The 15,529-nt window shown below is 38.8% G+C and carries 13 protein-coding genes and 4 tRNA genes; all 17 read left to right on the top strand.

All coding sequences use genetic code 11. The features are described from left to right. The first annotated feature begins 61 nt into the window (after positions 1-61). Complete coding sequence (argC, locus tag B7C41_RS15765) at positions 62-1,102, top strand: N-acetyl-gamma-glutamyl-phosphate reductase (RefSeq protein WP_085299929.1); 1,041 nt, start codon at positions 62-64, stop codon at positions 1,100-1,102. Beyond that, complete coding sequence (gene argB, locus B7C41_RS15760) at positions 1,099-1,890, top strand: acetylglutamate kinase (RefSeq protein ID WP_085299928.1); 792 nt, start codon at positions 1,099-1,101, stop codon at positions 1,888-1,890. Before argC ends, argB begins: the two co-directional genes overlap by 4 nt. 38 nt (positions 1,891-1,928) lie before the next feature. Next, positions 1,929-2,861: an ornithine carbamoyltransferase gene (locus tag B7C41_RS15755; protein WP_085299927.1), complete on the top strand. Its 933-nt coding sequence runs from the start codon at positions 1,929-1,931 to the stop codon at positions 2,859-2,861. A gap of 105 nt (positions 2,862-2,966) precedes the next feature. Continuing rightward, positions 2,967-4,217 (top strand): argininosuccinate synthase, encoded by a 1,251-nt coding sequence (locus tag B7C41_RS15750; RefSeq protein WP_085299926.1) that lies wholly within the window; start codon positions 2,967-2,969, stop codon positions 4,215-4,217. 2 nt (positions 4,218-4,219) lie between these two features. Further along, positions 4,220-6,181, top strand: a complete 1,962-nt coding sequence (argH, locus tag B7C41_RS15745; protein ID WP_085299925.1) for an argininosuccinate lyase — start codon at positions 4,220-4,222, stop codon at positions 6,179-6,181. A 24-nt stretch (positions 6,182-6,205) separates the two neighbouring features. Next, positions 6,206-7,513, top strand: a complete 1,308-nt coding sequence (gene argA, locus B7C41_RS15740) for an amino-acid N-acetyltransferase (protein WP_085299924.1) — start codon at positions 6,206-6,208, stop codon at positions 7,511-7,513. Positions 7,514-7,641: 128 nt separating this feature from the next. Further along, on the top strand, positions 7,642-8,826 hold the full coding sequence (locus tag B7C41_RS15735) for an outer membrane beta-barrel protein (RefSeq protein ID WP_158089147.1): 1,185 nt from the start codon (positions 7,642-7,644) through the stop codon (positions 8,824-8,826). Between the two features lie 271 nt (positions 8,827-9,097). Then, complete coding sequence (locus B7C41_RS15730; protein WP_085299922.1) at positions 9,098-9,607, top strand: polysaccharide biosynthesis/export family protein; 510 nt, start codon at positions 9,098-9,100, stop codon at positions 9,605-9,607. Continuing rightward, entirely contained in the window at positions 9,604-11,763 is a 2,160-nt protein-coding gene (locus B7C41_RS15725; protein ID WP_085299921.1) for a GumC family protein, read from the top strand. Before B7C41_RS15730 ends, B7C41_RS15725 begins: the two co-directional genes overlap by 4 nt. Before the next feature lie 70 nt (positions 11,764-11,833). Then, a complete protein-coding gene (gene murB, locus B7C41_RS15720) occupies positions 11,834-12,865 on the top strand; it encodes a UDP-N-acetylmuramate dehydrogenase (protein ID WP_085299920.1) in 1,032 nt (343 codons plus the stop codon). Beyond that, positions 12,865-13,839, top strand: coding sequence for a bifunctional biotin--[acetyl-CoA-carboxylase] ligase/biotin operon repressor BirA (gene birA / locus B7C41_RS15715; RefSeq protein ID WP_211279546.1), 975 nt, complete (start codon positions 12,865-12,867; stop codon positions 13,837-13,839). Before murB ends, birA begins: the two co-directional genes overlap by 1 nt. After that, entirely contained in the window at positions 13,836-14,570 is a 735-nt protein-coding gene (locus tag B7C41_RS15710) for a type III pantothenate kinase (RefSeq protein WP_085299918.1), read from the top strand. Before birA ends, B7C41_RS15710 begins: the two co-directional genes overlap by 4 nt. Positions 14,571-14,701: 131 nt before the next feature. After that, positions 14,702-14,777, top strand: a tRNA-Thr gene (locus tag B7C41_RS15705). Positions 14,778-14,820: 43 nt separating this feature from the next. Continuing rightward, positions 14,821-14,905: transfer RNA gene (locus tag B7C41_RS15700), tRNA-Tyr, on the top strand. Positions 14,906-14,930: 25 nt separating this feature from the next. Continuing rightward, a tRNA-Gly gene (locus B7C41_RS15695) sits at positions 14,931-15,004 on the top strand. Positions 15,005-15,019: 15 nt separating this feature from the next. After that, positions 15,020-15,095 (top strand) — tRNA-Thr (locus B7C41_RS15690). An 82-nt stretch (positions 15,096-15,177) separates the two neighbouring features. After that, positions 15,178-15,529, top strand: a 352-nt coding sequence (locus B7C41_RS15685) for a GTP-binding protein (RefSeq protein ID WP_211279545.1), incomplete at its 3' end; no start/stop codon positions are given.

Here is a 15,529-nt window from a genome sequence, read left to right as displayed (position 1 = left end):
ATTACGTTAAGCGTTAATTCTAATCGTCATCAACGTTTTAGTCATAAAGTATGGTAAGTAAATGAACGTCGTAGTTATAGGTGCAAGTGGTTATGTCGGAGCTGAGTTAGTTGGCTTGTTGACGCAACATGATAAAATTTTTCTGCAACATTTGTTGGTATCAGAAAATAGTGATTCTAGTGGTAAAACTTTTGCGGAATTACATGCTCGCTGGCAGGGGGTATGTGAAGTACCCTTGCATTCTTTTTCCCAACAATGGTTTGACCAACATATCAATATCGACAACCACGGTGTTGATGCGGTATTTTTTGCGACACCTCATGAATATAGTGCTCAATGGGCACAAGCATTTATCGATGCCAATATTAAGGTATTTGATCTCTCTGGTGGCTTTCGTTTAAAAGACGCAAAGCAATACCCAATTCACTACGGTTTTGAACATCAATCATTAACGGCATTACAACAAGCACAATATGGTTTGGCAGAATGGCAAGCAGAAGAAATTGCCAAGAGTGACTTAATTGCGGTTCCAGGCTGTTATCCGACCGCGAGTTTATTAGCGCTAAAACCGATAATCAGTAATCACCTGCACCTAGAAAATTCATTAATTGTCGTTAATGGCGTTAGTGGTGTTAGTGGTGCGGGTAGAAAAGCTGCGCTAGCGACTAGCTTTTATGAAGTCAGCTTAACTCCCTACAATATTTTACAGCATAGACATCAACCTGAAATTAGTCAGGAAGCCAATGCCGACGTAATCTTTAATCCCCATTTAGCACCTTATAAACGTGGCTTGCTAGTTACCATTACTTTGCAATTAAAAGCAGATGTGAGCGCGGAGCAAATTGATAATGCATTTACTCAAGCATATCAAAATAAACCTTTAGTAAGACTAGTTAATACTTGGCCAAAAATTGACAATGTAGCTTACACCCCGTTTGCTGATATTCATTGGCAAGTTGATGAAGAAAAACACGTGATTGTGGTGAGTTGTGCCATTGATAATTTATTAAAAGGTGCGGCTTCACAAGCGGTGCAGTGTGCCAACATCAGTTTAGGCTTACCGAGTGAATATAGCTTGCTCGCTCAAGGTGGTAGCTTATGAAAAAGCCAATCGTAATTAAAATTGGTGGTGCTATTTTAGATGGTTACAATCAAGGTAAAGTGGCGGCATTAAATGCTTTGCTAACAGTAATTTCTAATTTAAAAAATCAACCGGTCGTGCTCGTACATGGTGGTGGTTGTGTGGTTGATGAAATGCTGGCACAAGCGGGCTTTACCACTGAGAAAAAACAAGGTTTACGTGTTACGCCTAAGGCACAAATGCCGATTATTAGTGGTGCACTCGCTGGCAGCGTTAATAAAGCGATTGTAGCGAGTGCTGCAAGCTTAAATTTATCGGCTGTGGGCTTATCACTCACCGATGGTGAAATGGTCAAGTGCAAGTTAAGCCCGCTGCAATTAGGGCAAGTTGGTGAGCCTAAACCTTATAACAGCGCTTTGCTAGATACCTTATTGAAAGCCAACTTCTTACCTATTGTTTCCTCTATTGGCGCCTTAAGTAATGGTGAGTTAGTCAATGTGAATGCTGACGATGCTGCTGTTGCTATTTGCCAATTACTGAATGCTGAATTACTACTGCTAACGGATGTTAACGGCGTTAAAGATGCGAGTGGTGAATACTTAGCAACGTTGAATAACAAACAAGCTGGAGAATTGATCCAAGCAGGTGTGATTGCTGGCGGCATGACAGCAAAAGTAAATGCGGCTTTACACGCTGCGAATAAGTTACGACGAAGTATCGCGGTTGCCAGTTGGCAATCGCCAGAGCAAATCATTGATTTGCTAAACGGTGGCAATATTGGCACCCGCATACAGCCTGACGGCTGTTAAATATTACTTTGTAAACTAAATTTCGCACAGGAAAAACCATGAACTCATTAAATAATTTACAGCACTTTCTCGCTGATGATCAGTTAAACAAGCAACAAATATTAGCCTTAATTACCTTAGCAATCGATATTAAGAAGCAGCCTGAAAAATACAGTCACGCCTTGGCTGGAAAATCAGTGGCGATGATTTTCGAAAAACCTTCATTAAGAACACATGTTAGTTTCGACATGGGGATTAGTAAATTAGGCGGGCACGCACTGTATTTAGGCCAACAAAATGGCAAATTGGGTGAGCGTGAACGGGTTAGCGATTATGCAAAAAACCTTTCTTGTTATGCTGATGCCATTGTTGCTCGTGTTTTCGAAAACAGTGCGATAGAAGGTTTAGCTCAACACGCCAGTGTGCCAGTACTTAACGCCCTTTGTGATTTGTATCACCCATGTCAGGCACTTGCTGATTTTGTTACTTTAGCTGAAAACTTCTCAGATCTTTCACAAGTGAAATTGGCTTATGTTGGCGACGCTAACAATGTCTCAAACTCATTAATGTTAATGGCAGCAACCTTAGGGGTTGATTTTACCTTGGTTTGCCCACCAGCACATGGCCCAGGCGGTGATATGTTAACGAAAGCCCAAGCGTTAGCTAAAAACACTGGTTCGGCATTTACCTTCACCACAGATATCAATGCTATTGGTCAGCAAGATGCTATCTATACTGATACATGGGTATCAATGGGTGATGAAGATCTAAGTAAAAAGGCGGCAATATTAGCTGCATTTGCTGATTACCAAGTTAATCACGAATTAATGGCAAAAGCAGGCGCAAGCATTGTTATGCACTGTCAGCCGGCTCACCTTGAAGAAGAAATTACCACTGAATTGTTTGATAGTGAAATGTCAGTGGTCTTTCAATCAGCAGAAAATCGCATGTGGGCACAAAATGCTGTTTTAGTGACGCTTTTAGGCGACTAGAAAGTAGCTAGTAAGCAAAAGTGCAGACATTTTAGAAACTATTATCAATTTAGCGATAAGCAGTTATCGTTAAGTAATTTAAAGAATTTTGTTAAGGAACAAATCATGGCTTTAGCGGCAAAGAAAAACATTAAAAAAGTAGTACTGGCATATTCAGGTGGACTAGACACTTCAGCAATCATTCCATGGTTAAAAGAAAATTATGACAATTGCGAAGTTATCGCATTTTGTGCTGATGTTGGCCAAGGTGCAGAAGAACTAGAAGGTATTAAAGAAAAAGCCATCGCTTCAGGTGCGTCAGAATGCTATGTCGCTGACCTAAAAGAAGAATACGTTAAAGACTATATTTATCCGATTTTAAAAACAGGTGCGGTTTATGAAGGTCAGTACTTACTTGGCACCTCAATGGCACGACCAATTATTGCTAAAGCACATATTGAAATTGCACTGAAAGTCGGTGCTGATGCTGTTTGTCATGGTTGTACGGGTAAAGGTAACGACCAAGTTCGTTTTGAGTCTTGTTTTGCCGCATTAGCGCCAGAGCTAACGGTTATTGCGCCATGGCGTGAATGGGACATGGTATCTCGTGAAGACTTATTAGATTACTTGGCTGAGCGCAATGTGCCATGTTCAGCGTCGTTAACCAAAATTTATAGTCGTGATGCCAATGCCTGGCATATTTCTCACGAAGGTGGCGAGCTAGAAGACCCATGGTGTGAACCTTCAAAAGAAGTGTGGACCATGACTGTTGATCCTATGGATGCTCCAGATGTTGCTGAAAAAGTGCAGTTAAGCTTTGTTGAAGGTGAGTTAGTTGCTATTGATGGTAAAGATTTTTCTTCTGACGGTGCTGGTGCTTATGAAGCGCTAATGTACCTTAACGATAAAGCCGCTGCACATGGTGTTGGTCGTATTGATATTGTTGAAAACCGTTTAGTCGGCATGAAGTCACGTGGTTGTTATGAAACCCCAGGTGGTACTGTATTAATGGCAGCTTATAAAGGCTTAGAGACATTAATTCTTGATAAGGAATCATTAAAATATCGTGAATCAGTCGGCCTTGAATTCTCACATGTTATTTATGATGGCCGTTGGTTTACACCACTTGCTAAAGCCCAACTAGCATCTGCGGCATCTTTTGCTGAAAAAGTGACTGGTGATGTGGTTGTTAAGCTTTACAAAGGTATGGCGCAGGTTATTCAACGTCGTTCACCAAATAGTTTGTACTCGGAAGAGTTTGCCACATTTGGCGCTGATGATGTTTATGACCAAAAACATGCCGAAGGCTTTATTCGTTTGTTCAGTCTTTCAAGCAGAATTACTGCGCTCTCACAGTCAGACAAGAAGGAGAAGTAGTCATGGCCTTATGGGGGGGACGTTTTAAAGGGCAACCAAGTTTACAGTTTAAAAAGTTTAATGACTCTCTGCCTGTTGATTACCGCATGGCAGTGCAAGACATTGTTGGCTCAATTGCTTGGGCGGGTGCAATACATTCGGTTGGGATCATTAATGATAATGAGTTGGTTGAATTAACGGCGGCATTAAATGAGTTAAAAGCTTCTGTTGAAGAAAATCCACAGCAAATATTAGGCTCTGATGCAGAAGATATTCACAGTTGGGTTGAAATTGCACTAATCGAAAAAACCGGTGATTTAGGTAAAAAACTTCACACAGGCCGTAGTCGTAACGATCAAGTTGCGACAGATTTAAAACTTTGGTGTAAAGAAACCGGCGGTGAATTGTTATTTGCCTTAGTGAATTTACAGCAAGCCATGATGAATTTGGCAGAACGTGAAAAAGATACGGTATTACCGGGTTATACTCATTTACAACGCGCTCAACCTATTACCTTTGGTCACTGGTGTTTAGCATATGTTGAAATGTTTAACCGCGATATTGGCCGTTTAAAAGATGCCTTGTATCGTTTAGATGTTTCACCTTTAGGCTCAGGTGCTTTAGCGGGTACCGCTTACCCAATTGATAGGAACAATTTAGCGCAAAAGTTGGGGTTTAGAACCGCAACACTAAATAGTTTAGATGCGGTGTCCGATAGAGATCATGTTATAGAGCTACTGGCATCGGCGAGTATTTCTATGATGCATTTATCTCGTTTTGCCGAAGATTTAATTTTCTACAATTCGGGTGAAGCAGGCTTTGTTGAAATGAGCGATTTAGTTAGCTCTGGTTCTTCATTAATGCCGCAAAAGAAAAACCCTGATGCTTGTGAGTTAATTCGGGGTAAAGCCGGGCGTGTTTTTGGCTCGCTTACCGGCATGTTAACGACCATGAAAGCTCTTGCTCTTGCCTATAACAAAGATATGCAAGAAGACAAAGAAGGTCTTTTTGATGCCTTAGATACCTGGCAAGAATGTATGGAAATGGCAGTATTGGTAGCTGATGGTTTGAAAGTAAATCGTTCACGCACCTTAGCCGCAGCGCAGCAAGGGTATTCGAATGCTACGGAATTAGCTGATTATCTAGTCAGTAAAGATATTCCATTTAGAGAAGCGCATCACATTGTTGGTGAAGTCGTGCTTGCGGCTATTGATAAAGGTTTACCGTTAGAAGATTTAACACTAACGCAATTACAAGAGTACAGCGACAAAATTGGCCAAGATGTTTATCAACATCTATCAATTGAATCGACATTGGATAAACGTGAAGCACTTGGCGGCACATCACGTGGTCAAGTTGAGCAAGCGTTAGCGAGTATTCAGTCAGGTGAAAGTGAAATTCTTAATGAGAATGTTGTTGGCGCGCCAGGTAAACAACAAACTCAAGTGGCGTTAAAGCAAGTTAAACAGCGCTTAAATGCACAAAAAGCAGCGGCAATGTCAGTACGTCGAGCTAAAATGTCAGATGTTGATAGTATTTATCAGTTAACGGCTTTTTGGGCCGAAAAAGGTGAAATACTGCCTCGAACACGTGACAATATTATTCACGATATTCAAAATTTTGTTGTAGCCGAAATTGACGGCAAAGTCGTTGGCTCAGCGTCACTTTATATTTATCAAACCAGTTTAGCTGAAATTCGCTCTATTGTGATTGAAGAAAGTGCTCATAAACAAGGACAAGGTGAAGCGTTGGTGCAATATCTGCTTGAGTTCGCTCATCAAATGGAGCTACAGCAAATTATTGTACTGACCTATATTCCGCAGTATTTTGCCAAATTAGGTTTTACCTTAATTGAGAAAAGTTCATTAGCTGAAAATATTATTGAAGATAGCGAACCTAGTCCACATAAAGATCCTGCCGATGAAGTGGCAATGGAATATATTGTTCAACGTTGCGCACATTCAGCTCAGCATGAAAGTGCTTAATAACATAAATAGTAGTTTGAGAGTATGAATAGTAACGAAAATAACGTTAAGTGGTTTAGAAGCGCCGCGCCATATATTAATGCCCATCGAGGTAAAACCTTTGTGCTGATGTTTGGCGGTGATGCGGTTGAACACGCGAACTTTGCCAATATCATTCATGATATTGCTTTACTCAGAAGTCTTGGGGTTAAACTGGTACTTATTCATGGCGCTCGCCCGCAAGTTGAAAAGCGCTTGAAAGCGCAAAGCATTACTCCGCAAATTGAGCAAAACTTACGGATAACTGACGCTGAAACTTTGCTAACGGTAAAAGATGCCACAGGCTCATTACGTATTCATATTGAAGCACTACTAACCATGGGCTTGGTAAACTCGCCGATGCATGGCGCGCAAATTCGCGTTAGCACTGGCAACTTTGTTATTGCCAAGCCGATAGGTGTGCGAGATGGTATTGATTTTAAGCATACCGGTCGAGTGCGTCGTATTGATGCTGAAGGCATAAAAACCCAATTAGATTTTGGCTCTATTGTCCTGTTGTCACCTGTTGGCTATTCATCAACAGGTGAGGTGTTCAACTTAGCATTGGAAGATGTAGCGGCAAAAACCGCGATTGCCCTAAAAGCTGATAAGTTAATCGCCTTAACAAAACAGTCAGGGTTACTTGATCAACAAGGTGAATTGATCCGAAGCTGTGGTGTAGCTACGGTTACCAATTTACTTAATGATCAAGAGGACTATGTTGGTCAGTTATTACTACAGGCGATAATTCAGAGTGCTAAACAAGGTGTAGATCGTTGTCATTGTGTCAGTTATGCCAGTGATAGTGCGTTACTACAAGAGTTATTTACCCGAGATGGCGCAGGCACCTTGATTGCAAAAGATCATCATGAACAATTATCTGCCGCAAATATTGATGATGTTGGTGGTATCTTAGAGCTAATTGCACCATTGGAAGAAGAAGGTGTGTTAGTTAAGCGCTCACGCGAATTACTGGAAGTTGAAATTGACCGTTTTACCGTGATAAAAAAAGAAGATGTGATTATCGCTTGTGCCGCTTTGTACCCATACGCTGAAGCTAATACAGGTGAAATCGCTTGTTTAGTTATTCACCCTGATTATCGTGGCGGCAACCGAGGTATTCGTTTAATTAATGCTTTAGAGCAAGCAGCAAAAAGACAAAAACTTTCGTCAATATTTGTGCTCACTACGGTCAGTGCTCATTGGTTTATTGAGCAAGGCTACGTTGAACAAGCCATTGAGAACCTGCCAGAAGGCAAGCAGAAAATGTATAACATACAGCGAAAGTCTAAGGCATTTACTAAAAAAATATAGTAAACGCTCTTTATCACTGAAATTAGTTAGAAATAATAACAAATGTATAACAAAGCATTTTAAAGGTTCATATTTTTGTGCATACTGAGGGCATTAATCACTATTACAATAATAGGTAAATGTCTACGATGAACTTTTCCCAGTTCCCTGTTAGCAATGCTACTTTTCTCGCTTCAATTTTGGTAACTTGTAGCTGTTTTAATGCAATGGCATTTTCTGACTCGCAAAATAGCCTTGATTTGAATATCGCAGCTAAAGCTGGCTATATCGACAACTTTCTCTATCAAACTGACGATGAACAAAGCACTGCTTTTTATAAACTATCTTCACAATTGGCATTAGAGAGCAAGGGGCAACAATCTATTGTCAGCCTTGATGCAAATGTAGATTCATATTTTTTTGATAAGTTTAAAGATGATGACCATTCTGAATTTTCATTAAATCCAAAATACCAATATAAAATAACACAAAATCAAGCTGTTAATATTTCTGCTCATTGGGATAATAGCTATGTTTACCGAGGGACAGGTTTGTCGCTAGGAGAGTTAAATAATCTCAAAGAAGGGGATGAGAAAGAAAATTTTGGAGCAAGTTTTGGTTTTGAATATGGTACTTTTGATTCGCAAGGTAGAGTAAATTTTGAGGTCAAATATGATGAAGGAAAGTTCACTACTCGAAGAGCTGAAACCTCTGAGTTGGATAGCGACACTCTAAATATCAAGTCGAGTTTTGATTACTTACTCTCCGGTAAAACCTATATGGTATTTGATGTTGATTATCAAATAGGTGATTACCCTAATGATCCCATCCGTAATCGTGATAGTTTGACTGCTTTAGCGGGGGTGAAGTGGCAAACGACCGTGATTAGTGAACTAAGCTTTTTAGTGGGTTATCAAAACCTTAAATTCGAAAATAGTTTATTAGATGATGACGCCTTTAAATGGCGCTTTGATTATATTTGGCGACCTTCTGATTTTACCACCATGCACCTAATGTCAAATCGAAAATTTGATAAGGCAGACCGCATAGCGAGCACGTATAGTTTAGGAGAAATATACGAGATTGACATCGTTCACGCTTTTACTGACCATGTTAGCATTAATGCGTTGGTGAGTTATAACAGCGAAAAAATTGTTACTCTGAAAAGTCAACGTAAAGAAAATTACTGGTCTTCAATACTAAGGGTTAACTATCAACGCACGGAGCGATTAGGTTTTTACCTTACTTATCAAAATAAATCATTGGATGCTGATTACGGTGATATAGACTACCTATATAATAGCGTATCTTTAGGGGTTAAAGTAGAGCTTTAGTGGTTAAAGTATAATGTATGTTTAAGCGTTTTATTTATAATTTCGAAATCATATTATAACGTTAAAGTAACAATATATTTACCTAATTAATTATTAATTCACTAAAACCTTTTGGTTATTAAGTCTTGAATTCTCTTTAATTTCAATCGTTTATTTTATGTTTTTTTATAATTATATTAAATTATAAAATCTCATAATAATATTGGTGGAATTAAATTAGTAATTGATTCAAGGATAATGTTATTATTTGTAATCCAATTGAGTAAAAAATATGCGATTTCTGATTGTTTGCCTGTCACTTCTCTGTTGTGGGGCAATTGCAAGTGATTATAGTCTCGGTGCTGGAGATCAAATAAAAATTTCGGTCTATGGTGAGCCTGACTTAACAACCAAAGTAAAGATAGATAAATCTGGGATGATATCATTTCCATTTCTATCGGATATTTCAGCACTAGGACTATCTCCTAAGTTGTTAGAGAAAAAAATAGCTGACGGCTTGCGTGGTGACTATATTATCGATCCACAAGTTGCTGTTTCTGTAGTCATTTATAGACCTTTTTTTATACATGGAGAAGTTAGGCGCCCTGGTGGTTACCCATTTCAGGAAGACTTAACACTAGATAAGGCTATTGCTATTGCTGGTGGTTTAGCAGCGAGAGCGTCGAAATCTGACTGGAAAATTACTCGCATAGTTAGTGGTGTAAAGCAAACATTCACCGTGAATGTAGCAACTGCTGTTTTGCCTGATGATATTATTGAGATAGAGCAAAGTTTTTTTTGAGTACATTAGATAAAGAAAATACAGTATTGGTGAATGACGAAGTGGCGTTAAAAGAAATTTTAACGCCACTTTGGGCTCGCCGTTGGAAAATTGTTTTTTTTACTTTGTTAGTCTCCTTTTCTGTTGCTTTTTATGTTTCCTTGCTGAAACCGTCATACAAGGCAACAGCTATATTGCAGATTGGTAGCAGCAAACCAGCCAATACCTTATCTATTGATGACGCTTTTAATGAATCAAGTGCTAGTAAAGAGCAAATTCAAACTCAGTATGAACTGCTACGTTCAAGAAAATTTGCTGAACGTGTGATATCGCAATTAAATTTGGTACAACATAGTGAATTTAATAGTGGTAAATATAATGACAAAATATCTTTCTTTGCTGAAATGGGGCAACGAAAGAAAAATCCTTCTATTAGGGATATTGTGACGGATTTTCTTGCTCGGCTTAATATCAGCCCGATCTCAGGTACGGAATTAGTAAAGATTACCTTTTCTTCTTATTCGCCAGAATTATCACAAAAAGTGGCTAATCAAGTGGGGGTAACTTATCTGCAATATCAAGACGAAATTCATAGTGCTTCGAAAGAAACAACCTCGCAGTGGTTAGTTGATCAGCTTGAAGAGTTAGGAAAAAAATTAGAAATTTCAGAGCAATCATTGCAAGAGTATCGTGAAAATGAAGGTATCGTTGATATTCAAGGTATTGTTGGATTAGTCAGTGGTCAATTATCCGAGCTGACATCAGAAGCATTAAAAGCTGCTAAGTTGCAGGATGATTTAGGTGTTACTTATCAGGAGATTCAAAAAAATCGCCTCAGCTTTGAAAAATTATTACAAATGCAGGAGGTACATAATGAATCAGCATTTGTTCTATTAAAGCGTAATGAAGAGAAAGCCGCGCGTAAATTGAATGAATTGGCTCAACGTTATGGCCCTAAACATCCAAAAAGAATTGCTGCTCAGTCTGAGCTTGATTCCTTAGAAAGACGTATGGAAGCACAGATATTATCGGTTGTTACATCAATTGAAAAAGATTATTTCAATGCGGTGGAAAAAGTAAATGCAACAGAGCAACGATTAGCTGAAGCGAAAAAAGATTATATTCGCTTGAGCCGCTTACAAAATAAATTCTCGCAACTTAGCCGTGAAGTTGATACCAATAAAGAATTATATAATAATTATTTAGTGCGCTTAAAAGAAGCTGATGCGATGGGGAATTATAAAGCAAATTTTTATGTACGTTTTATTGATAAAGCGATAATGCCTACAGGACAATTTGCTCCAAATAGAACATTAGCCGTTATGATTAGCTTTATTCTAGCAATGGTGTTTATTTCCATAGTCATTATTATGCGTGAATTATTAATGGATACGCTAAATTCACGTAGAAAGTTAGATAACTTTAATGAAGCACCTATTTTAGCGGTATTACCTAAAATTAAAGCTAGCTCGAGTGAGAAAAAGGAAGATGCTTACAGCACTGATAATCGTTTTACTGAAGCCATTAGAACACTACGAACAGCATTGTTATTTAACAATGAAAAGGCGCCGCCTAAAGTCATAGCCATAACATCATCGGTACCAAATGAAGGTAAATCTACGGTTGCATTGCACCTTGCTCGTTCTTTTAGTGAAATGGAAAAGGTACTGTTGATTGAGGCTGATATGCGTCATCCAACAATTGCTAAAAATATGAACTTGAATCAGCACCGACCTGGTTTATCTAATTTATTAGCCAAAACACATCAAATCAATGAATGTATCATTCGAGATAAAAATGTTAAATTGGATATTCTAACCTCGGGTATTTCACCTGCTAATCCATTAGCCTTTTTGTCAATGAAGCGTTTTAATATGTTAATTAAGGTTTTTGGGAATTTTTATGATCGTATTATTATTGAAACGCCACCGGTCAATGCGGTTAGCGATGCTGTTATTATTTCTAAACTTGTTGAGAGTGTACTGTACGTTGTGCACGGTAACAGAACTAAAAGAGAGCAAATATCTTCAGGGTTACGGATGCTAAAGCAAGTCAATGCTCCAATTGAGGGGGTTGTTATCAATCATAGTGAAAATATTGATACTGATAAGTATCAGAACAAATATTATAACAGTCGTAATAACATTATTAAGTTGGCGGCAAGAAAACGCGGTTAATAATCGTGACTATGGTTTATGCGATAAGCAATATTGCGTACAATAGTAAAAACCATCTAAACACTTCGTTATGAAAAAACATCTTCAATTTTCGGTAAAAGCATTAAACAGTTTTAATATCCAGGCTATTGCGCCGAAAATATTCTTTCCTACTAGTCTTGTTGAATTAACTGAGCTAGCGAATAAGCATTTTACTCATTTTTATGTTTTGGGGGAGGGGAGTAATACACTTTTCTGTGATGAAAAAACTCCGGTTCTCATTAAACCTAGCTTTAAAGGTATTGAACTGACTGAAGATAATGATTCTTTTTATGTCAAAGTCGCGTGTGCAGAGAATTGGCATGATTTCGTAGAATATTGCGTAAATAAAAAAATCTATGGTATAGAAAACCTAGCGTTAATCCCTGGTAGTGCAGGTGCGGCGCCAGTGCAAAATGTTGGTGCTTATGGTGTGGAAGTAGGAGATTTTATTGACAAAGTGTCTTGGTTTGACTTTAGCCAGCAAGCGCTAGTAAATTATAGCAACGCACAATGTAAGTTCTCTTATCGCGATAGTATTTTTAAACAAAAATTAAATGGCAGAGGAGTTATTACTCATGTGTATTTTAAATTTCCTAAAATTTGGCATCCGATAATAAGTTATCAAGGTCTCAGCTGCCTACCCCCCCCTGTCTCTGCACAAGATATTATGCAAAAGGTCATACAATTGCGTCAGGAGAAATTACCAGATCCTAAAGTTTTAGCAAATGCAGGCAGTTTCTTTAAAAATCCAATGGTGACAAATGCTTGCTTTAAGGCATTGCAGCAGAAGTATCCTGCAATGCCTTTTTATCCACAAAGTAATGGTAATGTTAAGCTAGCTGCTGGCTGGCTAATTGAGCAAGCTGGTCTGAAAGGGTTTAAAGAAGGTGATGTTGGGGTACATGAAAAACAAGCATTGGTATTAATCAATTATGCTGATGCTTTGGGACAAGATATTGTCAAGCTGGCAAAACATGTTCAGCAGCAAGTGATGAAGCAATTTAATGTTCAACTACAAGCGGAAGTTCGCTTTATCACTCAGCAAGGTGAAGTAGATAGTGCAAGTGTGGGAAAGGGATAATGAAAGCGATTAGAGAAACCTTAATTCAAAAGTTAGTTAAAGGGGATTTTTTATCTGGCCAGGCTTTGGGTGACGAACTTGGGGTAAGCCGTGCTGCTATTTCAAAGCATATTGCTGCCTTACAGGAAATGGGGTTTGATATTTTTAGTGTTACGGGAAAAGGTTACCGGTTGGCTGAACCTATTGAATTATTGAGCGAAGAAAAAATAGTTTCATATATAGATAAAGGCAATATTACCGCTAAAGTAGAAGTTCATAATGTCATTGACTCTACAAACAGTTATTTAATGCGTCGCTTGCCAAATCAAAATTTGCCCGGCCAAGTTTGTATTGCAGAATATCAGAGTGCTGGTAGAGGACGTAGAGGGCGACAATGGATTTCACCGTTTGGTTCGCATATTTATATGTCGATGTATTGGCCTTTAGAACAGGGTCTGTCAGCTGCTATGGGCTTAAGTGTCGTAGCTGCACTTGCCGTGAGTGATGCCATTAAAGCGCTTTACAACATAGAAGTGCAGTTAAAATGGCCAAATGATATTTATTTGAATGGTGTGAAACTTGCCGGAATATTGATTGATTTGGAGGGGCAAGCGATGGAGGCATGTCATTGTGTTGTAGGCATAGGTTTAAATATTAATATGCCACCTAAAAGTGCCGAACTTGTTGATCAACCATGGACTGATTTATCAAGTGCCATAGGAGCAGAAATAGATAGAAATGTTTTGGCGGCTAAAATTATTTCTGCACTTATAGAGCGGCTAAGCACACATAGACAAACTGGTATAAGCACGATGATTTCTCAATGGCAAGCACAAGATTTTTATCTTAATAAGTCAGTAGTATTAGTTACCGGCAATAATGCTACACGTGGTGTTTGTCGAGGCATAAACACTCAAGGGGCATTGTTACTTGAAGTCAACGGTAAAGTAAGTCCTGTTTATGGTGGTGAAGTGAGCTTACGAGGCGGAATATGAGATTACTTATTGATATTGGTAATACTCAAATAAAGTATGTCTTTCAAGAAAGTAACGCAGCATTGTTTAGTAAAGTAATTTATTGCGATTACACTACTTTTCTCTCAAAATTGGCAAAAAGTACTTTTTCTAATGTTTACTCGATTATTGTTGCCAATGTCAAAGTTACTGAAATAGTGGCTGAAATTGAATCTTGGGCTTCACAACATAGTATTGCTTTTTTGCAAGTACATAGCCAAGCAAAAGCCTTTGGCGTTTGCTCTAGTTATAAACAACCGGCATGTTTGGGGGTTGACCGGTGGCTAGCCCTAATTGCTGCTCATCAGCTTTATCCTAAAATGAATGTATTGATTATTGATGCTGGTACTGCGACAACTGTGGATCTGCTGACGGTAAATGGCGAACACCTCGGTGGATGGATAATGCCAGGTGTACAAACCATGTTTGATAGCCTAATTAGTAACACAGAAAAAATTATTGCTGACCCAATTAATACAGCCAGTGTGTCGTTTGGTGTTGATAGTTCGGAGTGTGTTAATTATGGTACTTGGGCGATGACTGTTGGTGCGATAAAGGAAGCGGTGAATCAGGCAAATACTTTGTTGCCACTTGATAAAGTGATCTTAACTGGTGGAAATAGTAAACAAATTATTAATTTGGTTCCTGAAAGTTATGAGCTAATACCTGAGCTGTTATTTCATGGTTTAAGCTGTTTTCAAGCTAACTTATAAGGTTCATGAGCAATAACAATGCTAATAATGCGGATGAAAAATCATCAAACAGAGAAAAACATGCTTTTTTTTGCATTTTCCTGTTGCAAGCAAGAAAGCATTACTCTAGAATTCGCACCACTTAATGTAGTGCCGACTTAGCTCAGTTGGTAGAGCAACTGACTTGTAATCAGTAGGTCGCCAGTTCGATTCCGGCAGTCGGCACCATTAATACTCTTACGCATGTTTTGCTAAAGAGGAATAAAAATTTGGAGGGGTTCCCGAGTGGCCAAAGGGATCAGACTGTAAATCTGACGGCTCAGCCTTCGGTGGTTCGAATCCACCTCCCTCCACCATTTTTTTGCGTGTTTGAAAGAATACGCGGACGTCGTATAGTGGTAATACCTTAGCCTTCCAAGCTAAAGCTGCGAGTTCGATTCTCGCCGTCCGCTCCATCTTTAAAATGAAATGCTGATATGGCTCAGTTGGTAGAGCGCACCCTTGGTAAGGGTGAGGTCGGCAGTTCGAATCTGCCTATCAGCACCATTTCTAAAGATACTCTTCCTTATACTGCATTAAATATAAACTAATCCTTAATTTTTGTTAATCTACCCTGAGGTATTTTAAAATGGCTAAAGAAAAATTTGAACGTTCGAAACCACATGTAAACGTTGGTACTATCGGACACGTTGACCATGGTAAAACAACGTTAACAGCTGCTATCTCTGCGGTATTAACAAAAGTACACGGTGGTGAAGTAAAAGATTTCGCACAAATCGATAATGCTCCAGAAGAGCGTGAGCGTGGTATTACTATTAATACTTCTCACATCGAATACGATACAGAAACTCGCCACTACGCACACGTAGATTGTCCTGGCCATGCTGATTACATCAAAAACATGATCACTGGTGCTGCACAAATGGATGGCGCTATCTTAGTAGTTGCTGCTACAGATGGTCCTATGCCACAAACACGTG

The organism is Cognaticolwellia mytili (genome assembly GCF_002104475.1).
GTDB lineage: Bacteria > Pseudomonadota > Gammaproteobacteria > Enterobacterales > Alteromonadaceae > Cognaticolwellia > Cognaticolwellia mytili.
This window is presented reverse-complemented; position numbering and strand designations above follow the sequence as displayed.